22 protein-coding genes and 2 tRNA genes are annotated in these 20,923 nt (G+C 59.8%); 10 read left to right on the top strand and 14 right to left on the bottom strand.

Annotated elements, in window-relative coordinates; all coding sequences use genetic code 11:
* Positions 1-76: 76 nt before the first annotated feature.
* The 3 genes from cgtA to rplU all read right to left on the bottom strand — a co-directional run bounded on the left by cgtA (position 77) and on the right by rplU (position 1,901).
* Positions 77-1,147, bottom strand: a complete 1,071-nt coding sequence (gene cgtA / locus DBR23_RS11495) for an Obg family GTPase CgtA (protein WP_056747278.1) — start codon at positions 1,145-1,147, stop codon at positions 77-79.
* Positions 1,148-1,316: 169 nt separating this feature from the next.
* Positions 1,317-1,574: a 50S ribosomal protein L27 gene (gene rpmA / locus DBR23_RS11490; protein ID WP_005794180.1), complete on the bottom strand. Its 258-nt coding sequence runs from the start codon at positions 1,572-1,574 to the stop codon at positions 1,317-1,319.
* 15 nt (positions 1,575-1,589) lie between these two features.
* Positions 1,590-1,901 carry a 50S ribosomal protein L21 gene (rplU, locus tag DBR23_RS11485; RefSeq protein WP_005794184.1) on the bottom strand — a complete coding sequence of 104 codons (312 nt, stop codon included), beginning with the start codon at positions 1,899-1,901 and terminating at the stop codon, positions 1,590-1,592.
* 235 nt (positions 1,902-2,136) lie between these two features.
* On the opposite strand from rplU, the gene DBR23_RS11480 reads away from it, so the two are divergent.
* The 8 genes from DBR23_RS11480 to DBR23_RS11445 all read left to right on the top strand — a co-directional run bounded on the left by DBR23_RS11480 (position 2,137) and on the right by DBR23_RS11445 (position 8,950).
* Positions 2,137-3,066, top strand: a complete 930-nt coding sequence (locus tag DBR23_RS11480; RefSeq protein ID WP_108498330.1) for a polyprenyl synthetase family protein — start codon at positions 2,137-2,139, stop codon at positions 3,064-3,066.
* Positions 3,067-3,105: 39 nt separating this feature from the next.
* Positions 3,106-3,182: transfer RNA gene (locus DBR23_RS11475), tRNA-Pro, on the top strand.
* A gap of 136 nt (positions 3,183-3,318) precedes the next feature.
* Positions 3,319-5,058 carry a type IV-A pilus assembly ATPase PilB gene (pilB, locus tag DBR23_RS11470; RefSeq protein ID WP_108498329.1) on the top strand — a complete coding sequence of 580 codons (1,740 nt, stop codon included), beginning with the start codon at positions 3,319-3,321 and terminating at the stop codon, positions 5,056-5,058.
* A 20-nt stretch (positions 5,059-5,078) separates the two neighbouring features.
* Positions 5,079-6,299 (top strand): type II secretion system F family protein, encoded by a 1,221-nt coding sequence (locus tag DBR23_RS11465; protein WP_108498328.1) that lies wholly within the window; start codon positions 5,079-5,081, stop codon positions 6,297-6,299.
* A complete protein-coding gene (locus tag DBR23_RS11460; protein WP_108498327.1) occupies positions 6,299-7,171 on the top strand; it encodes an A24 family peptidase in 873 nt (290 codons plus the stop codon). Before DBR23_RS11465 ends, DBR23_RS11460 begins: the two co-directional genes overlap by 1 nt.
* Positions 7,172-7,180: 9 nt before the next feature.
* On the top strand, positions 7,181-7,801 hold the full coding sequence (coaE, locus tag DBR23_RS11455; RefSeq protein WP_108498326.1) for a dephospho-CoA kinase: 621 nt from the start codon (positions 7,181-7,183) through the stop codon (positions 7,799-7,801).
* Positions 7,802-7,886: 85 nt separating this feature from the next.
* On the top strand, positions 7,887-8,642 hold the full coding sequence (gene zapD / locus DBR23_RS11450) for a cell division protein ZapD (protein WP_056060302.1): 756 nt from the start codon (positions 7,887-7,889) through the stop codon (positions 8,640-8,642).
* Positions 8,643-8,731: 89 nt separating this feature from the next.
* On the top strand, positions 8,732-8,950 hold the full coding sequence (locus DBR23_RS11445; RefSeq protein WP_108498325.1) for a DNA gyrase inhibitor YacG: 219 nt from the start codon (positions 8,732-8,734) through the stop codon (positions 8,948-8,950).
* Positions 8,951-9,067: 117 nt separating this feature from the next.
* Here the strand turns inward: DBR23_RS11445 and DBR23_RS11440 are convergent, their stop codons facing one another.
* The 5 genes from DBR23_RS11440 to DBR23_RS11420 all read right to left on the bottom strand — a co-directional run bounded on the left by DBR23_RS11440 (position 9,068) and on the right by DBR23_RS11420 (position 15,654).
* Positions 9,068-9,526, bottom strand: a complete 459-nt coding sequence (locus DBR23_RS11440) for an NUDIX domain-containing protein (RefSeq protein ID WP_099732210.1) — start codon at positions 9,524-9,526, stop codon at positions 9,068-9,070.
* Positions 9,516-10,388, bottom strand: coding sequence for an ATP-binding protein (locus tag DBR23_RS11435; RefSeq protein ID WP_108498324.1), 873 nt, complete (start codon positions 10,386-10,388; stop codon positions 9,516-9,518). The genes DBR23_RS11440 and DBR23_RS11435 overlap by 11 nt, the downstream gene beginning before the upstream one ends.
* Before the next feature lie 62 nt (positions 10,389-10,450).
* Entirely contained in the window at positions 10,451-11,680 is a 1,230-nt protein-coding gene (gene argJ, locus DBR23_RS11430; protein ID WP_108498323.1) for a bifunctional glutamate N-acetyltransferase/amino-acid acetyltransferase ArgJ, read from the bottom strand.
* A 96-nt stretch (positions 11,681-11,776) separates the two neighbouring features.
* Positions 11,777-14,533: a preprotein translocase subunit SecA gene (secA, locus tag DBR23_RS11425; protein ID WP_108498322.1), complete on the bottom strand. Its 2,757-nt coding sequence runs from the start codon at positions 14,531-14,533 to the stop codon at positions 11,777-11,779.
* Between the two features lie 137 nt (positions 14,534-14,670).
* Complete coding sequence (locus tag DBR23_RS11420) at positions 14,671-15,654, bottom strand: M23 family metallopeptidase (protein WP_108498321.1); 984 nt, start codon at positions 15,652-15,654, stop codon at positions 14,671-14,673.
* A 32-nt stretch (positions 15,655-15,686) separates the two neighbouring features.
* Here DBR23_RS11420 and DBR23_RS11415 point away from each other — a divergent pair, with 32 nt between their 5' ends.
* Positions 15,687-15,986, top strand: coding sequence for a hypothetical protein (locus DBR23_RS11415; protein ID WP_056060290.1), 300 nt, complete (start codon positions 15,687-15,689; stop codon positions 15,984-15,986).
* Positions 15,987-16,029: 43 nt separating this feature from the next.
* Here DBR23_RS11415 and DBR23_RS11410 read toward each other — a convergent pair.
* The 6 genes from DBR23_RS11410 to petA all read right to left on the bottom strand — a co-directional run bounded on the left by DBR23_RS11410 (position 16,030) and on the right by petA (position 20,265).
* Positions 16,030-16,105: transfer RNA gene (locus DBR23_RS11410), tRNA-Thr, on the bottom strand.
* Positions 16,106-16,154: 49 nt separating this feature from the next.
* Positions 16,155-16,694 carry a ClpXP protease specificity-enhancing factor gene (locus DBR23_RS11405; RefSeq protein WP_108498320.1) on the bottom strand — a complete coding sequence of 180 codons (540 nt, stop codon included), beginning with the start codon at positions 16,692-16,694 and terminating at the stop codon, positions 16,155-16,157.
* 52 nt (positions 16,695-16,746) lie between these two features.
* Positions 16,747-17,358 (bottom strand): glutathione S-transferase N-terminal domain-containing protein, encoded by a 612-nt coding sequence (locus tag DBR23_RS11400; RefSeq protein WP_005794209.1) that lies wholly within the window; start codon positions 17,356-17,358, stop codon positions 16,747-16,749.
* A gap of 101 nt (positions 17,359-17,459) precedes the next feature.
* On the bottom strand, positions 17,460-18,221 hold the full coding sequence (locus tag DBR23_RS11395) for a cytochrome c1 (protein ID WP_099731102.1): 762 nt from the start codon (positions 18,219-18,221) through the stop codon (positions 17,460-17,462).
* A 17-nt stretch (positions 18,222-18,238) separates the two neighbouring features.
* Positions 18,239-19,654, bottom strand: coding sequence for a cytochrome bc complex cytochrome b subunit (locus DBR23_RS11390; protein ID WP_015012702.1), 1,416 nt, complete (start codon positions 19,652-19,654; stop codon positions 18,239-18,241).
* 11 nt (positions 19,655-19,665) lie between these two features.
* Positions 19,666-20,265 carry a ubiquinol-cytochrome c reductase iron-sulfur subunit gene (gene petA / locus DBR23_RS11385; RefSeq protein ID WP_056060279.1) on the bottom strand — a complete coding sequence of 200 codons (600 nt, stop codon included), beginning with the start codon at positions 20,263-20,265 and terminating at the stop codon, positions 19,666-19,668.
* A gap of 145 nt (positions 20,266-20,410) precedes the next feature.
* Between petA and mscL the strand changes: the two genes are divergently transcribed.
* Positions 20,411-20,839: a large conductance mechanosensitive channel protein MscL gene (gene mscL / locus DBR23_RS11380; protein WP_056747266.1), complete on the top strand. Its 429-nt coding sequence runs from the start codon at positions 20,411-20,413 to the stop codon at positions 20,837-20,839.
* Positions 20,840-20,923 lie beyond the last annotated feature (84 nt).

The raw sequence follows: 20,923 nt of genomic DNA, 5'->3' as shown, positions 1-20,923 counted from the left end.
TGCCGATAGCGCTACTGCTTCATGCCTGAGTAGCTATTAAAAACGTAGCAATTCCTATCCTCTGAGCGCCGACGCGTCAGGCTGGCGCATCGCCGGCGAAACGGGGATCCACCTCCACCGGCTCGTTCTCCGTGCGCTGCTCGGACTGCACATGGCGGAAGATGGCGTGAATCAGCGGCTCACAGCCCTCACGCGTGAGGGCCGAGATCTCAAACACCGGCCCCTTCCATTTGAAGCGCTTCACAAAATCCTTCACGCGCGCCTCACGCTCATCAGCGGGAACCATGTCCAGCTTGTTCAGCACCAGCCAACGCGGCTTGTTGTAAAGCTGCTGGTCGTATTTCTTGAGCTCGTTCACGATGGCCTTGGCCTGAGCCACCGGGTCCACAGCATCGTCAAACGGTGCCAAGTCCACGATGTGCAACAGCAAACGCGTGCGTTGCAGATGGCGCAGGAACTGGTGGCCCAAGCCAGCGCCCTCAGAAGCTCCCTCGATCAAGCCGGGGATGTCGGCTACAACAAAGCTCTGCTCAGGCCCCACCCGCACGACGCCCAGGTTGGGGTGCAGCGTGGTGAACGGGTAATCCGCAATCTTCGGTCGCGCATTGGACACAGCCGTGATGAAGGTGGACTTGCCGGCATTCGGCATGCCCAGCAGGCCCACATCGGCCAGAACCTTCAGCTCCAGCTTCAAATTCTTTTTCTCGCCCGGCCAGCCCGGCGTTTTTTGACGCGGGGCCCGGTTGATCGCGCTCTTGAAACGCATGTTGCCAAAGCCGCCATCACCGCCTTTGGCGATGGTGATGACCTCGCCCGGCGTCAGCAGCTCATACAGAACTTCACCCGTCTCGGCGTCGGTGATGATGGTCCCGACCGGCATCTTGAGTGTGATATCCGTACCCGCTGCGCCGAACATATCGGAGCCCATGCCATGCTCACCCCGTTTGGCCTCGTGACGGCGCGAGTAGCGATAGTCCACCAGGGTATTGAGGTTGGGATCGGCCACAGCAAACACATGCCCCCCGCGCCCACCGTCACCACCATTGGGACCGCCGAACTCCTTGTATTTTTCGTGCCGGAACGACACGCAGCCATTACCACCATCACCTGCGGCAATGTCAATAAAGGCTTCGTCGACGAACTTCATGGGGTATCCAGTTTACAAAAGAGGCTGTACTGTCGGCTGCTGCCAATTGTGGCGGAACAGCAGGGGCCATTCCAGGCGCCACAGACCAAAGGCGCACCAGCGACGCGTGCAGCCCAAACAACAAAGCCCCGGCAAAGCGGGGCTTCGATGGTTGCCGGAGGAGCAATCCTCAGGCGGGAGTCACATTGACCGTGGACTTGGACAATGCACCCTTGGTACCGAACGACACGTGGCCGTCCACCAGGGCAAACAAGGTGTGATCCTTGCCAACGCCGACATTGGTGCCGGGGTGGAAACGTGTGCCACGCTGGCGCACGATGATCGAACCAGCGCTGATCAGTTCACCACCGAAGGCCTTGACACCCAGCATCTTTGGCTTGGAGTCACGCCCGTTTCGCGTAGAGCCGCCGCCTTTTTTCTGTGCCATGACTAGCTCCTTCGATTAAGCAGCAATCGCACCGATTTGCAGCTCAGTGAACTGCTGGCGATGGCCTTGGCGTTTTTGATAGTGCTTGCGACGGCGCATCTTGAAAATGTGCACTTTGTCGTGCTTGCCGTGGGCCACAACAGTGGCTTTCACGGTTGCGCCGGACACCAGGGGCGTACCAACCTTCAGTTCAGCGCCGTTGCCGACAGCCAGAACCTGGTCGATCACAATTTCCTGGCCTACGTCCGCAGCAATCTGTTCTACTTTAATTTTTTCGCCGGAAGCAACGCGATACTGCTTGCCGCCGGTTTTTATGACCGCGTACATGTTGACCTCTTGATATGAGTTCTGCAGACGAATTTCTACAGAGCCGACGAGTATAGCGCATCTGGCATCACCTCGCCAGCCTCACGCCCATCAGTCAATTCGGCGTGACCAACACGCCACCGCACTCGTCAGGCATGTAGCGGGCCTTCCTATAATTCGGGCACTTTCTGTGACCACCATCTTGACTGACCATACCGCCCCTGCAGCTTCCCCCCTCACGCTCGTTGCACAAGACATGCACGAGGTCGACAAGGTCATCGGTCAGCGCCTGACATCGAGTGTCCCCCTGGTGGCCCAGATCTCGCAATACATCATTGCAGCTGGCGGCAAGCGTCTGCGCCCCGCTCTTCTGCTGATGGTGTGCGGAGCCTTGGGCTACCGTGGCACACATCGACACAGCCTGGCGGCAGTGGTCGAGTTGATTCACACCGCAACACTGCTGCATGACGATGTGGTGGATGCATCCACCCTGCGCCGTGGCCGCCCCACAGCCAACGAAACCTTTGGCAACCCTGCCAGCGTTCTGGTGGGCGACTTTCTGCACACTCGGTCATTCCAGATGATGGTCGAGGCTGGAAGCATGCGCATCATGGAAATCCTCTCCGAGGCCACGAACGTGATTGCGGAAGGCGAAGTGCTCCAGTTGATGAACATGCACGACGCCTCACTGGATGAAGCGGGCTATCTGCGTGTCATCCGCTCCAAAACAGCCAAACTTTTTGAAGCCAGCGCCCGCCTCGGCGCCATCCTGGCCAACAGCCCCCCCGATGTGGAAGAGGCATGCGCAACTTACGGGCAGGCACTGGGTACAGCATTCCAGATCATTGACGATGTGCTGGACTACGACGGCGACACTGCCGAGATGGGCAAAAATCTGGGTGACGACTTGAGAGAAGGCAAATCCACCCTCCCCCTGATCGCCGCCATGGAACGAGGCACCCCCAGCCAGGCGGAAATCGTTCGCCAAGCCATCGAACAAGGGTCGACCGAACGATTAGAAGAAGTCGTGAGCATCGTCCGCTCGACAGGCGCCCTGGACGTTACCCGCGCCGCAGCCTTCGCTGAAGCGCACCGCGCCATGGCTGCCGCCCGACTATTACCCGCAAATGCCTATTCGGAGGGTTTGCTAGAATTGGCAGCCCAATTGCTGGGGCGGCGAAATTGAAAGAGGCACTAGATCACTCGCGAGTGCTTTTACAAGCTGCGGGGTGTAGCTTAGCCTGGTAGAGCGCTACGTTCGGGACGTAGAGGCCGGAGGTTCGAATCCTCTCACCCCGACCATATATCGCGGTATGGTCACCTACCAAAAATCCCACCCGTTTGTGGTGCCGTTGCCAATATGCGCCGCTGTACAGCCCATGGTTGATCGGTGATGATAGGATGGTTTCTTTTCCACACCTAACACATTCTCGGTTACATGGCCGCTGTTGATACTGCCCTCAAAGAAGCCTCTGCAGTAGCCCTGCCCGGGCTCGGCCGCGCCCTGATGTCTGCGGGCAAGCTGACCCAAAAGTCAGCAGAAGACATTTACAAAAAATCACAAATAAGCCGTACTAGTTTCATTGCCGAGCTGACGGGCTCTGGAGCTGTTTCTGCAGCGGATCTAGCGCACACGGTATCTGCAGTTTTTGGCGCACCACTGCTCGACTTGGACGCCATTGATCCTTTGCGCTTGCCGAAGGAGCTTCTGGATAACAAGATATGTCAAGCATATCGCGTAGTTGTCCTGAGCAAGCGTAACAACCGGCTGATCGTCGCAACGGCCGATCCGACTGACCAAGAAGCTGCAGAGAAAATTAAATTCACCACCCAAATGGGTGTGGATTGGATTATTGCGGAATATGACAAACTCAGCCGACTCGTAGAAGCCACCACCAAATCCGCAAGCGAATCCATGGATACGCTAATCAGTGGAGGGGGTGACTTCGCTTTCGATGACGTCTCTATTGAAGATGCGCCTGAAGAAGCGGATACAGGAACAACGGAAGTTGAAGATGCGCCTATCGTCAAGTTCCTGCACAAAATGCTGCTCGACGCCTTCAATATGCGCGCCTCCGATTTGCATTTTGAGCCTTACGAACACCAATACCGAGTCCGTTTCCGTATTGACGGAGAACTCCGCGAAATAGCCTCTCCACCGATTGCCATCAAGGACAAGCTCGCGTCACGCATTAAGGTGATCTCACGTCTAGATATTTCTGAGAAGCGTGTGCCTCAGGATGGCCGCATGAAGCTCAAGGTGGGGCCCGATCGTGTGATCGATTTTCGAGTAAGCACTCTGCCGACCCTATTTGGCGAGAAAATCGTAATTCGTATTTTGGACCCGAGCAGTGCCAAGCTTGGGATTGATGCGCTTGGCTATGAGCCCGTAGAAAAGGAACGGTTGCTCCAAGCTATTGGGCGCCCCTACGGCATGATTTTGGTCACAGGCCCTACAGGATCAGGCAAGACGGTGTCCTTATACACCTGCCTGAACCTGCTGAACAAACCAGGGGTCAATATTGCGACAGCCGAAGACCCTTCTGAAATCAACTTGCCGGGCGTCAACCAGGTCAACGTGAATGAAAAGGCCGGTCTGACCTTTGCCGTAGCGCTGAAGTCGTTTCTGCGCCAAGATCCAGATATCATCATGGTGGGTGAAATCCGGGATCTGGAAACTGCGGATATTTCCATCAAGGCAGCGCAAACTGGTCACCTTGTGCTCTCCACGCTGCACACGAATGATGCCCCCACCACGCTCACGCGGATGCGCAACATGGGCATTGCGCCGTTCAACATCGCTTCCAGCGTGATCCTGATCACGGCGCAACGTTTGGCGCGTCGATTGTGCCCTGTATGCAAGGTTCCCGCAGATATCCCCCATGAAGCTTTGGTGGATGCGGGATACGAGGAACACGAAATTGATGGCTCCTGGGTGACCTACCGTCCCGTAGGATGCTCGGCTTGCAATAACGGCTACAAAGGTCGGCTCGGCATATATCAGGTGATGCCTATTTCCGAGGAGATCCAGCGAATCATCTTGCGCGACGGGAGCGCGTTGGAAATTGCAGAGCAGGCACGCAATGAAGGTGTTCGTTCACTGCGCGAATCCGGGCTTTTTAAAGCAAAATTGGGCCTCACTTCACTGGAAGAAGTTTTGGCCGTCACCAACGAATAGCATCCACGGACGAGGGCACCATGGCGACCGCAGCATCATCAAAAGATATCAGAGATTTTGTCTTCGAGTGGGAGGGCAAAGACCGCAATGGAAAAACTGTCAGAGGTGAAATCCGTGCGGTGGGAGAAAATCAGGTTCAGGCGACGCTGCGTCGCCAAGGAGTTTTCCCCACCAAAATCAAAAAGCGTCGCATGCGCTCGGGCAAAAAAATCAAACCTAAGGATATAGCGCTATTTACGCGTCAGCTGGCGACCATGATGAAAGCTGGAGTCCCGCTGTTGCAGGCTTTCGATATAGTGGGTCGCGGCAATACCAATGCCAGCGTCACCAAACTGCTCAATGATGTCCGGTCCGATATCGAGACCGGAACATCTCTCAACGGGGCATTCAGAAAGTATCCGATGTACTTTGACAGCCTCTACTGCAACCTGGTTGAGGCAGGCGAGGCTGCCGGTATTTTGGAAGCACTGCTAGATCGGTTAGCCACCTACATGGAGAAAACCGAGGCAATCAAATCGAAGATCAAATCGGCCCTGATGTACCCCATTTCCGTGGTAATCGTGGCCTTCGTGGTGGTGACCGTCATCATGATTTTCGTCATTCCAGCGTTCAAGGAGGTCTTCACGTCTTTCGGAGCCGACCTCCCAGCCCCCACATTGTTTGTAATGGCTATCAGCGAAGTATTTGTTAAATGGTGGTGGCTGATATTTGGCGTCATCGGCGGAGGCTTTTTCTTTTTCATGCAGGCATGGCGCCGCAATGAAAAGATGCAGATGTTCATGGACCGGCTTCTGTTGCGGATGCCCGTGTTTGGTGCCCTGATCGACAAATCCTGTGTCGCGCGCTGGACCCGGACGTTGTCCACTATGTTCGCGGCGGGTGTGCCCCTGGTGGAGGCCCTTGATTCGGTGGGCGGAGCTGCAGGTAATTCGGTGTATTCCATGGCGACGGACAAGATCCAGCAAGAAGTCTCTACAGGCACCAGCCTCACCGCAGCCATGGGAAATGCCAATATCTTTCCGTCCATGGTGCTACAGATGTGCGCCATCGGCGAAGAATCCGGCTCTATCGACCACATGCTTGGCAAGGCTGCCGACTTCTATGAAGCCGAGGTGGATGACATGGTGGCTGGCCTGTCCAGCCTGATGGAGCCCATCATCATCGTTTTTCTGGGCACGCTCATCGGCGGTATCGTGGTATCCATGTACCTGCCCATCTTCAAGCTCGGTCAGGTCGTGTAATGGTGTTGGACGCGTGGTGGGACGCCGTTTTCGGCGGCGCGATCGGGTTGCTTTTCGGCAGTTTTCTGAATGTGGTGATTTACCGCCTTCCCAAAATGATGGAGAGGCAATGGGCGGCAGAGCTGGCGCAAGTCGAGGCATCCAACCAGGGCAAAGAGCTACCCGAGGACACGCAGCCCACCTTCAACCTCATGACACCTCGGTCCCGCTGCCCGGCTTGCGGGCATGTGGTGCGGTGGCATGAAAACATTCCTGTTTTAAGTTATCTGTTGTTGCGCGGATGGTGTTCGTCCTGCAAAACACGCATCAGCCCCCGCTACCCGATGGTCGAACTGGCAACGGGAGCGCTGTTCTTTTTTTGTATCCACCGCTGGGGCGCGACGCCTGCGGGGTTGGCATGGTGCGGCTTTTCGGCGGCCCTGATTGCTCTGGCGTTCATTGACTGGGACACCACGCTTTTGCCCGATGACATCACCTTGCCTTTGCTCTGGGCAGGGTTGCTGGCGTCCGCCCTGCAATGGACGAACGTACCGTTGTTTGCTTCCGTTATGGGCGCTGCGGCAGGATACCTGTCGCTCTGGCTGGTCTACTGGGGCTTCAAGTTGGCGACAGGCAAAGAAGGTATGGGCTACGGCGACTTCAAGCTGTTTGCAGCATTGGGCGCATGGTTTGGCTGGCAGGCGCTGGTGCCGATCATTTTGATGTCTTCAGTGATTGGCGCCATCATTGGGATTGCAATGAAAGTTTTCAGCAGCTTGCGTGAGGGTGGCTACATTCCGTTCGGCCCCTTCCTAGTGGGTGCAGGGCTCACCGCGATGGTGTTCGGCCCCAACGCCATTTTGGGTACAGTGCTCGGTCTTCTGGGGCTCTGACGAACTCACATGGCAACCCACCGACAGCCCTTGCGCCTGGGTCTGACCGGCGGCATCGGTAGCGGCAAGAGCACCGTAGGCCAGATGATGGCGTCCTTGGGTGCAAGCCTCATCGACGCCGACCAGATCTCCAGGGAGGTGACTGGGCCGGGCGGTGCGGCCATGCCTGCCATTCGAACTACTTTTGGTGAAGCATATGTTGATGCATCGGGTGCGCTGGATCGTGCGCGCATGCGGCAACTGGCCTTCAGCCAACCGCAGGCGCGCAGCCAGCTGGAGGCCATCGTGCACCCCTTGGTGGCCTTGCAAAGCCAGCAACGGATTCAACAGGCCATACAGTCTGGCCGTCGATGGATCGTGCACGACATCCCGCTGCTGACGGAGTCCGGGCGGTGGGCGCGCCAGCTCGACGCCGTGGTCGTGGTGGACTGCACAGAGCAGACCCAGATCTCGCGGGTCATGCAGCGCAGCGGTCTGTCTGCCGAAGCTGTGCAAGGCATCGTTGCCTCACAAGCTACGCGCCCAGCGCGCAGGGCGGTGGCAGATGTGGTGATTGCCAACGAAGCACATTGCTCGCTAGAGCAGTTACAGGCTGAGGTGCAGCAAGTGGCCACACTGTTCGGGCTATGATGCGTACGAAACCGTTTGTGCTTTCACCCCATGCCGTGCGCCACCGGCGTCAGAATACTCCCTGAGCCTCCAGGAACCCGCCAGCGTGATCCTTTACGAATACCCCTTTAACGAGCGTCTCAGAACCTATCTGCGGCTGGAGCAGCTGTTCCGCCGCTTGGGGGAGTTGATCCCCCGGCCTCACGCGCTGGACCACCATTTCGCCTTGGTGACGATTTTCGAGATCATGGATGTGGCCGCCCGGGCCGATCTGAAGTCGGATGTGCTCAAGGACATCGAAAAGCACAAGCACCAGCTCGACACGTACCGAGGCAACCCCTCCATTTCTGAAGCCGCACTGGACGCGGTGATCAGCCAGTTGGACCGGTGCTTCGTGGCACTCAACACCCAAAGCGGCAAGTCGGGCCATGCGCTGACGGAAAACGACTGGCTGATGAGCATCCGCAGCCGCATCGGCATTCCGGGTGGGACCTGTGGCTTTGACCTGCCAGCCTATTACGCGTGGCAACACCACCCCCCGGCGGTGCGTCAGCAGGCCCTGGAGGAATGGGCCTCCACGTTGGCGCCCCTCGCCGAGTCGATCTATGTGCTGCTCAAGCTGCTGCGCGATTCAGGCGTGCCCCAAAAGGTCGCGGCAGAACGCGGACAGTTTCAGCAGAATCTGCCCCAGGGCCGCACCTTCCAGCTGCTGCGGCTTCGCATCGACCCAGCGCTGAACCTGATCCCGGAAATCAGTGGCAACCGTCTGATTGTCTCGGTGCGGCTCATGCGGCTGGAAGGCGATGGACGCCTGCACGCCTGCAACGAAGATGCGGCGTTTGAACTGACCCTGTGCGCGTAGGCCTTAGCCAGCCCAAGCCCAGAGACTGAATCGCGCCAAAGCCTGCTAAAGATCGGGCGGGCCGACTTGAGCAAGAGGATCACCCCAGGATGCCCCACTCCCTAGCCCCTTCCTCGCAGGCACGCATCGTCACCTGCCCCAGCTGCGGCGGAGATAGCGTGTATAGCGCCGCGAATGTATACCGTCCGTTTTGCAGCGAGCGCTGCAAGCAGATAGACCTTGGCGCATGGGCCAGCGAAAGCTTTCGCATGCCCACCGAAGCGCCGCCAGACGACGCCCCCCATGGCGACCCGCGCCAGCAGCATTGACCAAGGTCATAGGCGCCATTCAAGAGCGATTTCGCCAAAAACCAGCGGTAGCGCTAGTGCTGCATGCCTGAGGAGCTACTAATTCAATAGCAAATCAGTCCTACACAGGCAGGAGTCTCACTCCACCGCGGACTGCAGACCCCGCTCCTCAGCCAGCCATTGCAACACCGGATAGGCACCGGGCAGCACCGGGGACACCGTGATCGGCATTTGCTGCCAGGCCATGGCCTGGCCTTCACGCATCTCGAATTCGCCAGTCCACTCCCATACCTTGCACCAGTGCAGCCGTACCAGTGCGTGGGGGTAATCGTGTTCGGTCACTTTCCAGACGCTGGCCGGGCCGATGGTCACGCCCAGCTCCTCGATCAGTTCGCGGCGCAGCGCCTGCTCCACGGTCTCGCCCGCCTCCAGCTTGCCACCCGGAAACTCCCAGTACCCCGCGTAGGGCTTGCCCGGCGGGCGGGTGGATAGCAGCATCGCGCCGTCTGCGCGCAGCAGGATGCCCACGGCCACTTCGGTGTGTTTGCGTTCGGCAGTGGCCGGGACGCTGTCTGGAGCGAGATGTTCAGCCGCCATGTCGCCCCGCATAGTCACGCGCAAACTGGTACGCCACACGGCCGCTGCGCGAGCCACGCTCCAGCGCCCAGACCAGGGCCTCAGGCCGCGCCTCCTCAATGGCCTGTGCGGGCACACCGAACGACGACAACCACTGCGCCACGATGGTCAGGTACTCCTGCTGGCTGAACGGGTAGAAGCTGACCCACAGGCCAAAACGCTCCGACAGCGAAATCTTCTCCTCCACCACCTCGCCCGGGTGCACCTCTCCGTCATCGGTGTGGGTGTACGTGAGGTTGTCGGCCATGTACTCCGGCAGCAGGTGGCGTCGGTTGCTGGTGGCGTAGATCAGCACGTTCGGCGTGGCGGCCGCCACCGAGCCGTCCAGGATCGACTTGAGCGCCTTGTAGCCTGGCTCGCCGTCCTCAAAACTCAGGTCATCGCAGAAGACGATGAATTTCTCGGGCCGGTCAGACACTACGTCCACGATGTCCGGCAGGTCGGTCAGGTCGGCCTTGTCCACCTCTATCAGGCGCAGGCCTTCGGCTGCGTAAGCGTTCAAGCAGGCCTTGATCAGCGACGACTTGCCGGTACCACGCGCACCGGTCAGCAGCACGTTGTTGGCGGGCTTGCCCTGCACAAACTGCTGCGTATTGCGTTCGATCTTTTCTTTTTGCGGATCGATTTCCTTGAGGTCTGCCAGCCGCATCGCCCCCACGTGGCGCACGGGTTCCAGCGTGCCATGCCCACTGCTGCGCTTGCGGTAGCGCCAGGCAATGGAGGCGGACCAGTCAGGCGCTCCCAGCGGCTGGGGCAGCACCGACTCGATGCGGGCGATGAGCTGCTCGGCACGTTCGACCAAGCGTTCAAATTTTTCGTTCATTGTGGCGACATGCGCTAGTGGAATATGCCTCAACAGCTATCATAAAGATAGCAAAATCCAACTCACGAGCGGTAGTCGGCGTTGATGGTCACGTACTCGTGGCTGAAGTCGCAGGTCCACACCGTGTCCGCTGCGGTACCGCGCCCCAGTAGCACCCTCACCGTGATCTCGCTCTGCTTCATCACCCGCTGGCCGTCTTCTTCGCGATAGGCAGGATTGCGCCCCCCTTGCAGCGCCACGTGCACATCGTCCAGGTACAGGTCGATGCCGGTCTGGTCCAGGTCGTCAATGCCGGCATAGCCCACGGCCGCCAGGATGCGGCCCAGGTTGGGGTCGCTGGCAAAAAAGGCCGTCTTGACCAACGGCGAATGGGCAATGGCGTACGCCACCTTGCGGCACTCGTCGCCAGTCTTGCCGCCTTCGACCCGCACTGTGATGAACTTGGTCGCCCCCTCGCCGTCCCGCACGATCGCCTGCGCCAGCTTTTGTGACACCGAGAGCATCGCAGCCTTGAGGGCCTGGCCGTCCGCGCTGTCGAGCGAGGTCACGGGCGCATGCGCTGCTTTGTTGGTGGCAACGACCACGAACGAATCGTTGGTCGATGTGTCACCGTCAATGGTGACGCGATTGAAAGAGCCGTCAGCCAGATCACGCGCCAGTTGCTGCATGACGGCGGGCGCCACGCAAGCGTCCGTGGCCAGGAAGCCCAGCATGGTGGCCATGTTGGGGCGGATCATGCCCGCGCCCTTGCTGATGCCCGTGATGGACACTGTGGCGCCACCGATCTGCACCTGCGCAGAGAACGCCTTGGGCAGTGTGTCGGTGGTCATGATGCCCTCGGCGGCACGGGCCCAATGGCCGGGCTGCGCATCGGCGATGGCGGTGGGCAGTCCCGCTTCGATGCGGTCGTTGGGCAGCGGCTCCATGATCACGCCGGTTGAGAACGGCAGGATCTGCTCGGGCGCCACACTCAGCTGACGAGCGAGCGCAATGCAGGTGGCGCGCGCACGCGCCAGGCCGTCAGCCCCGGTGCCCGCATTGGCGTTGCCCGTGTTGATGACCATGGCGCGAATGGACTGGCCGCTGCTCAAATGCTCGCGGCTGATCTGCACCGGCGCTGCGCAAAAGCGGTTCTGCGTGAACACGCCAGCCACGCTGGCGCCCTCGTCCAGCAGGAACACGGTGAGGTCCTTGCGGTGGGCCTTGCGGACACCAGCTTCGGCAACACCGATGCGCACACCGGCGATGGGGTGCAGATCGGCAGCAACGGGGGCGACTAGATTGACGGGCATGAAGGTCTTTCTGAAAAAACTGCGGCCGATTATCCGGAAAACCGTGGCGCGCCAATGAAAACACGGGCCGAAGCCCGTGTTGTCTGGATCAGGAAATCAAGCCAGCTTGCCGTGGCACTGCTTGTATTTCTTGCCGCTGCCACAGGGGCAGGGGTCGTTGCGGCCCACACGCATACCTTCGGGCAGCGCTTGCTGGGCCACGGTCTGTGCATCCACCGTGGTTTCCACTTCGCCGGTTTCGGTGGGCGCGGTATAGGTCACGTTGGCAATGCTCTCGGCGCGCTGCTCCATGTCCTGCGCGGCCTGGTCGAGCTGCGCCTGCGACTGCACCTGCACGGTCATGAGGATCTTGGTGACCTCGTTCTTGACCTGGTCGATGAGCTGGCGGAACAGCTCGAAAGCCTCGCGCTTGTACTCCTGCTTGGGCTGCTTTTGCGCATAGCCGCGCAAGTGGATGCCCTGGCGCAGGTAATCGAGTGCGCTCAGGTGATCGCGCCAATTGGAGTCAAAGTTCTGCAGCAGCACCACACGCTCAAACTGCGTGAAGTTTTCGCGGCCCACCTGCTCGACCTTGGCATTGAAGGCAGCGTGCGCGGCCTGCAAGACCTTGTCCAGGATCTCGTCGTCGGTGATTGCATTGGCGCCCTGCACTTCCTGCTGCAGCGCGATCGGCACCTGCCATTCTTCTGCGAGCGCCTTTTCCAGCGCGGCCAGATCCCACTGCTCTTCCACCGATTCGGCGGGCACGTACTGGCGCACCAGATCGGTCATGCAGTCTTCGCGCATGGCCGCAATCACATCCGACAGGTCAGACGCGTCGAGGATGTCGTTGCGCTGCTGGTAGATCACCTTGCGCTGGTCGTTGGCCACATCGTCATACTCCAGCAACTGCTTGCGGATGTCGAAGTTGCGGGCCTCCACCTTGCGCTGGGCCGACTCGATGCTGCGCGTCACGATGCCCGCTTCAATGGCTTCGCCATCAGGCATCTTCAGGCGGTCCATGATCGCCTTCACGCGGTCGCCCGCGAAGATGCGCATGAGCGAATCGTCCAGGCTCAGATAGAAACGCGACGAACCTGGGTCGCCCTGGCGGCCCGAACGGCCACGCAGCTGGTTGTCGATGCGGCGCGACTCATGGCGCTCGGTGGCGATGATGCGCAGGCCGCCCAGCGCCTTGACCTTCTCGTGGTCAACCTTCCACTGCTCACGCAGCGCGGCCACCTTGGCGGCACGGTCGGACTCGGACAGGGATTCGTCGGCTTCGATGGCCGCCACATCCTTCTCGATATTGCCGCCCAGCACGATGTCGGTACCACGACCGGCCATGTTGGTGGCGATGGTGATCATGCCCTCGCGACCGGCCTGGGCCACGATGTCGGCCTCACGGGCGTGCTGCTTGGCATTGAGCACTTGGTGGGGCAGGCCTTCCTTGTTCAGCAGCTGGTCGATGATTTCGGAGTTCTCGATCGACGTCGTACCCACCAGCACGGGCTGGCCGCGCTCATGGCATTCGCGAATGTCCTTGATGGCGGCTTCGTACTTCTCGCGCGTGGTCTTGTAGACGCGGTCCAGCTGGTCGTCGCGCTTGCTGGGCCGGTTGGGCGGGATGACCGTGGTTTCCAGGCCGTAGATTTCCTGGAACTCGTAGGCTTCGGTATCGGCCGTACCCGTCATGCCGGCGAGCTTGTTGTACAGGCGGAAATAGTTCTGGAACGTGATGGAGGCCAGTGTCTGGTTCTCGGCCTGGATGTTCACGCCTTCCTTGGCTTCCACGGCCTGGTGCAGACCTTCACTCCAGCGGCGGCCCGACATCAGGCGGCCGGTGAACTCGTCCACGATCACGATCTCGCCGTTTTGCACCACGTAGTGCTGATCGCGGTGGTACAAGTGATTGGCCCGCAGCGCTGCATACAGGTGGTGCATCAGCGTGATGTTGGCCGGGTCGTACACCGAGGCGCCTTCGGCGATCAGGCCGTGGGACGCCAGAATGCGTTCGGCAGTTTCGTGGCCTTGCTCGGTCAGAAACACCTGGTGGGTTTTTTCGTCCAGCGTGAAGTCGCCGGGCTTGGTCACACCCTCGCCTGTGCGGGGGTCCGCCTCGCCTTCCTGACGCACCAGCAGGGGCACCACTTTGTTCATCGCGATGTACATCGCCGTGTGGTCTTCGGCCTGGCCACTGATGATGAGCGGCGTGCGGGCTTCGTCGATCAGGATCGAGTCCACCTCGTCCACGATGGCAAAGTTCAGGCCCTGTTGCACACGGTCCTGCGCTTCATAGACCATGTTGTCGCGCAGGTAGTCAAAGCCGTATTCGTTGTTGGTGCCGTAGGTGATGTCGGCACGGTACGCAGCCTGCTTTTCTTCACGGGGCATGTTGGGCAGGTTGATACCCACCGTGAGGCCCAGGAAGTTGTACAGGCGCCCCATCCACTGCGCATCGCGGTTGGCGAGGTAGTCATTCACCGTCACCACGTGCACGCCCTTGCCAGAAAGGGCATTGAGGTACACCGGCAGCGTGGCCGTCAGGGTCTTGCCCTCGCCAGTGCGCATTTCGGCGATCTTGCCGAAGTGCAGCGCCATGCCACCGAGCAGCTGCACATCAAAGTGCCGCATCTTCATGATGCGCTTGGACCCCTCGCGCACCACGGCGAAGGCTTCGGGGAGCATGCTGTCCAACGACTCGCCCTTGGCCACACGGTCCTTGAACTCCTGCGTCTTGGCCCGGAGCTGCTCGTCCGACAGCTTCTCGTAATCGGGCTCCATCGCATTGATGCGGGTCACCGTCTTGCGGTACTGCTTGAGGAGCCGGTCATTGCGGCTGCCGAATATTTTGGTGAGGAAGTTGGTGGCCATGCGAACAGGACCGCCTGCCCCGCTGCAATCAGCGCGCCAAGCGACCGAAATCCCTAAGATGAATTGAGTTCAGATGGGTCCTGCGACCGATATTGCAAGCATTGCAACTGCGGGCAGAGAACGCCGGACCCGCGATTTTACCTGCCCGGTGCCGGCGCGGCCGGCTGTCCTGCCAACGTGGAGGGCTGAATGGCGGCTACCTGTGCGCCAGTGGCCGTACCGCCCGCATTCAGGAACTTCTGTGGGTCCTGGAAAACCCCCTGCACCAGCACCTCAAAGTGCAGATGCGGCCCCGTCGAGCGGCCGGTGGTACCGATCTCCGCAATCTTTTGCCCGCGGCGCACGATGTCGCCCTGCTTGATCAAGACGCGCGAGGCATGGGCATAGCGCGTCACCAGCTGGTTGCCATGGTCTACCTCGATCATGTTGCCGTAGGCGGGGTGGTACTCCTGGGTAACAACCACGCCTCCGGCGGCCGCCAGGATGGGTGTGCCGGTGTCGGCCTGGAAATCCAACCCGGTGTGCAAGGCCGACTGCCCCGTAATGGGATCGACCCGCCAGCCAAAACCCGACCCTGCGACACGCCCCGTGACGGGCGCATGGGTCGGAATCATCTTCTTGCGGATGTGCTGGTCAAACAGACGGGACTCCAGCACCGTCATCAGATCCACACGCTGGTTGGTCAGGCGCTCCAGATCATCCAGAGTGGTTTGCAGCTCTTCCATGGACAGGTTGCGCGCGCTCACGAGGGCGCCGCCGCGAGCATCCGCTTTCTGAATGTCAGCAGGTGCCATGCCCGCAAGGCCTAGCACACGATCCCCCAGGGACTCCAGCTGCACCATGCGCGCTTGCATTTCACCCACACGCCGGGCCATGGCATCGAGATTGGCGCGCATGAATCGGTCACGCTCGGCAAACTCATCCTTGACCACAAGGCGCACCAGCGAGCCCACGATAGGCCACCCTTCACGCGCCCCTTTCAGAAAAACCCAGTGGTAGAGCCCTGCAGCCACCACCATCAGGCACAGCGACACAGCAAGCCCCGCCAGGACCAAGCGCGTGCCAGACAAATGAATGGCCCGGCTGCGCGCCAGTCTGGCGTCCGTGATAATCAAATGCACTGCCAATACTCCACGCCCGAAGACGCCACACCATGAATCGCCGCCACTACGCCGTCACCCTGCAGCAAGCCAGCGAGGAATCCCCCACGCTGGCAAAGCTTACAGCGCTGACACGCGACTCCAGTGATCGGCTCAAGGCCATTGAATTGCTGATTCCCGCCGCGTTGCGCCCAGCGGTTCAGGCAGGCCCCATTGACGGGGACAGCTGGTGCCTGCTGGTCAAGAGCAATGCTGCGGCGGCAAAAATACGCCAACTGCTGCCTGCTTTGCAGGCGCATCTGCGCAGTCGGGGGTGGGAGGTTAACGCGATTCGCCTGAAAGTTCAAACCTGACGGCCAGGGCGTCAGTGCCAGGGAATGCAAAAAGCAAGAGAAATGGTGCCGGTTGTCGGAATCGAACTGACGACCTACCGCTTACAAGGCGGGTGCTCTACCAACTGAGCTAAACCGGCGAAGGCAGTATTTTATCCTGTAAAAACCGCCCGAAATTTGAAACAGCAGCTATTTGATGCGCTTTAGCGAGGGGCGTGCTCCACCTTGAGCAGGCGGCGGCCGAGGAGCGTCGCCCCCATCATCCTTGTGGCCATCTTCCACACCCACCAGCTGCACGACACGGTCTTCGGCAGGCACGGCAGCCGTCGCCTCTTCCGTTTGCACCGGCGCGGGGGACGCAGCAGCAGACAGTGCAGAGGGAGCCCCCTCCGCAGAAGTCAACAGATCCACCGGTGGCGGGAACGCCATACCTTGACCGTTCTCACGGGCATAGATAGCGATCACACGCCCGACCGGCACCAGAATTTCGCGGGGCTTGCCACCAAAACGCGCCTTGAACTCAATGAATTCATTGCCCAGTTGCAGCGCGCTGGTCGCATCAAAACTGATGTTCAGAACGATCTCGCCATCCTTCACATACTCGCGCGGCACCTGCACCGAGTCGTCCACACGCACCGCCACGTAAGGCGTGAGCCCGTTGTCGGTACACCATTCGTACAGGGCGCGAATGAGATAGGGGCGCGTGGAGGTCGATTCCTGTGCGGTCATGGATGGCGGTACTACAGCTGCTATGGAAAGAGGGAAGTCTGCAGGCCGCTGCTTACTTGCGCATGACCTTTTCGGACGGCGTCAGCGCTTCAATGTAAGCCGGGCGCGAGAAGATGCGCTCAGCGTACTTGAGCAGCGGGGCCGCATTCTTGGACAGATCAATGCCGTAGTAGTCGAGGCGCCACAGCAGCGGCGCGATGGCCACGTCCAGCATCGAGAAGTTGTCGCCCAGCATGTACTTGTTCTTGAGGAACACCGGGGCCAGCTGCGTCAGGCGGTCACGGATGTGGGCGCGCGCCTTTTCCAACGCTTTCTCATTGCCTTTGGTCGCACGCGATTCGAGCGTGTTCACATGCACGAACAATTCCTTCTCGAAGTTGAGCAGGAACAGGCGCACGCGGGCGCGGTCCACCGGGTCACCAGGCATCAGTTGCGGGTGAGGAAAACGCTCATCGATGTACTCATTGATGATGTTCGACTCGTACAGGATCAGGTCGCGCTCGACCAGGATCGGCACCTGGCCGTACGGGTTCATCACGCTGATGTCTTCGGGCTTGTTGTACAGGTCCACATCGCGGATTTCAAAGTCCATGCCTTTTTCAAACAGGACAAAACGGCAGCGGTGGGAGAAGGGACAGGTCGTACCCGAGTAAAGCACCATCATGGTGGGAGGCTCCTAAAAATCAAAAGAGTGGGACGCCAAAAGCGCCCACTCTGTAATAAATCCGACGGCACCCCGCAGGGTGCTAGCGATGGATCTGGCGTTTACTTGACGTCCTTCCAAAACGCAGCGTTCAAGCGCCAAGCAATGATCGTGAACACGCCCAGGAACATCAGCACCCAGACGCCCACGCGCCAACGGGTGTTCTGCGCGGGCTCGCCCATCCACTGCAGATAGTTCACCAGATCACCAATATTCTGATCGAATTGCAAAGGCGTCATCGTGCCAGGCGTGATCTGCTCCCAGCCCTTGAACACATGGGTCTTGTGGCCGTGGCTCTCGTGTTCTTCAAACACGGGACGACGTTCGCCCTGCAACTGCCACAGAACATGGGGCATACCGACGCTGGGGAAAGCTAGGTTGTTCCAGCCGGTGGCCTTGGTGTCGTCGCGATAGAAGGTGCGCAGGAAGGTGTACAGATAGTCAGCCCCCGTGCCGCCGTGGCCTGCACGTGAGCGTGCAATCACGGTGAGGTCGGGCGGATTGGCACCAAACCATTCCTTGGCCTGCTTGGGATCGATCGACGCCTTCATGGTTTCACCCACCTTGTCGGTGGTGAACAGCAGGTTGTCCTTGATCTGCTGCTCGGTCAGGCCGATGTCGCGCAGGCGATTGAACCGCATGTAGGCCGCCGAGTGGCAGCTCAGGCAGTAGTTCACGAACACCTTGGCACCGTTTTGCAGCGAGGCCAGGTCGTTGGTCTTGTTGGGCGCCTTGTCCCAGGCAATGGTGTCGCCACCCGCCGCATGGGCAGCACCGGCGACCAGACCCACAGCGGCGATCAACGTGAGGATGATTTTCTTCATTGTTGTTATCTCCAGGCTCAGTGCGCCACAAAGGTCACGCGGTCAGGCACGGGCTTGGTTTCACCGATGCGGCTCCACCAGGGCATCAGCAGGAAGAAGCCGAAGTAGAACAGCGTTCCGACTTGCGACACACGCTCGCCGATCGGCGATGGTGGCTGAACACCCAGGTAGCCCAGGATCAGGAAGATGATCACGAACACGCCGTACAAATACTTGTGCCAGTCAGGACGGTAGCGGATCGACTTGACAGGGCTGTGATCCAGCCAGGGCAGGAAGAACAGGATGATCACAGCGCCACCCATCACCACCACGCCCCAGAACTTGGCATCGATGGACAGCATCATGGCGATGACCACCACGGCCGCACCGGCGATACCCGCCTTCACGAAGCTGGGCAGCTTGGCCTTGAGCACGCCAAAACCGGCGCCAGCGACCACGCACAGCACGAGCACATACATCATCTCAGTGGTGATGGCACGCAGCATCGAATAGAACGGCGTGAAGTACCAGACCGGAGCAATGTGTGCAGGGGTCTTGAGCGGATCCGCAGGGATGAAGTTGTTGTATTCGAGGAAGTAACCACCGAACTCAGGAGCAAAGAACACCACGGCCGTGAATGCCATCAGGAACATGCTCAGCGCGAAGATGTCATGCACCGTGTAGTAGGGGTGGAAGGGCACGCCATCGAGCGGCTTGCCATTGGCATCCTTGGGAGCCTTGGGGCCCTTGATTTCCACACCATCGGGGTTGTTGGAGCCCACGTCGTGCAGCGCCAGCAAGTGCGCCACCACAAGGCCCAGCAGCACCAGGGGCACGGCAATCACGTGGAAGCTGAAGAAGCGATTCAGCGTCGCATCGCCAACCACATAGTCGCCACGGATCAGCAGGGCCAGATCAGGACCAATGAAGGGGATGGCAGCGAACAGGTTCACGATCACCTGGGCGCCCCAGTAGGACATCTGTCCCCAGGGCAGCAGGTAACCCATGAAGGCTTCGGCCATCAGGCACAGGAAGATCGCGCAACCGAAGATCCAGACCAGCTCGCGCGGCTTGCGGTAGCTGCCGTAGATGAGGCCACGAAACATGTGCAGGTACACCACCACAAAGAACGCCGAAGCGCCCGTGGAGTGCATGTAGCGGATCAACCAGCCCCAGGGCACATCGCGCATGATGTACTCGACCGACGCGAACGCGAGGTTGGCGTCCGGCTTGTAGTGCATGACCAGGAAGATGCCGGTCACGATCTGGATCACCAGCACGACCAGCGCCAGCGAGCCGAAGATGTACCAGAAGTTGAAGTTCTTCGGAGCGTAGTACTCCGACATGTGCACCTTGTAGGCGTCAAAGGCCGTCGGGAACCGGTTCTCGAACCAGTTGGTGACCTTGGCGCCTGCGGAGGCGTTCGGCGAGATTTCTTTGAATTCGTGGGCCATGTCGTTCTCCGTCAAGCCTTCTTGTCTTCACCGATCAGCAGGCGCGTATCGGACAGGTACATGTGCGGAGGCACCTCAAGGTTGTCGGGTGCTGGCTTGTTCTTGAAGACGCGGCCCGCCATGTCGAACGTGGAGCCGTGGCAAGGGCACAGGAAGCCGCCCTTCCAGTCGTCGGGCAGCGAAGGTTGTGCACCGGTCTGGAACTTGTCCGACGGCGAGCAACCCAAGTGCGAGCAAATGCCCACACCCACAAAAATTTCTGGCTTGATCGAACGCGCCTCGTTGCGGGCGTACTCAGGCGTGAGTTCAGAGGGCTTGCGCTCCGACTTGGGATCGGCGAGCTGGCCGTCGAGCTTGGGCAGCTCTGCCAGTTGCTCCGGCGTGCGCTTGATGATCCAGACGGGCTTGCCGCGCCACTCCACAGTGACCTTTTCTCCAGGTTTGAGGGCGGAGATATCCACCTCGACAGCAGCACCAGCGGCTTTGGCACGCTCTGAGGGCTGGAAAGTACTCACGAAAGGAACGGCGGTTGCCACGCCGCCCACCGCACCAGCACATGCTGACGTGATGATCCACGTCCGCTTGCTGGAGTCGATTGGAGTGTCACTCATGGGGATCCTCGATGAACATCGCTAGATTGGGGTCAACCGCGAATTGTAGCGGAGTGAAAATGGTTATTTCCAAGTGGTTTGCTGGCTTGACAGGGGTGCGAACCGGGCAATACTCCCCCATCACCGTTTTACAAGGAGCAACAACATGGGGATGATGCAAGAGTTCAGGGAGTTCGCGGTCAAGGGCAATGTGATTGACCTCGCGGTGGGCGTCATCATTGGCGGCGCCTTTGGCAAGATCGTGGATTCGGTGGTAGCGGACCTGATCATGCCGGTGGTGGGGCTCATCTTCGGCAAGCTCGATTTCTCCAACCTGTTCATCGTGCTGGGCAACGTGCCTCCAGGCACGGGCACCACACTCGACGCCCTCAAAAAGGCCGGTGTGCCAGTGTTTGCCTATGGCAACTTCCTGACCGTGGCGGTCAACTTTGTGATCCTGGCGTTCATCATCTTCATGATGATCAAGCAGATCAACCGCCTCAAGCGCGAAGCCCCTGCCGCCCCCGCCGCACCAGCGGCCCCTCCCGAAGACATTGTGTTGCTGCGCGAAATTCGCGACAGCCTGAAGAAGTAAACCCTTGGGCCAGCGGCCTTAGTGGCCGCACAAAACGCCACCGCTGCGCTGCCTCCACCAGCCGCCGGTGGCGTTGGCTTTTGG

Origin of the sequence: Acidovorax sp. HMWF018, assembly GCF_003061035.1 — a bacterium.
In the GTDB taxonomy this organism is placed as follows: domain Bacteria; phylum Pseudomonadota; class Gammaproteobacteria; order Burkholderiales; family Burkholderiaceae_C; genus Acidovorax; species Acidovorax delafieldii.
This window is presented reverse-complemented; position numbering and strand designations above follow the sequence as displayed.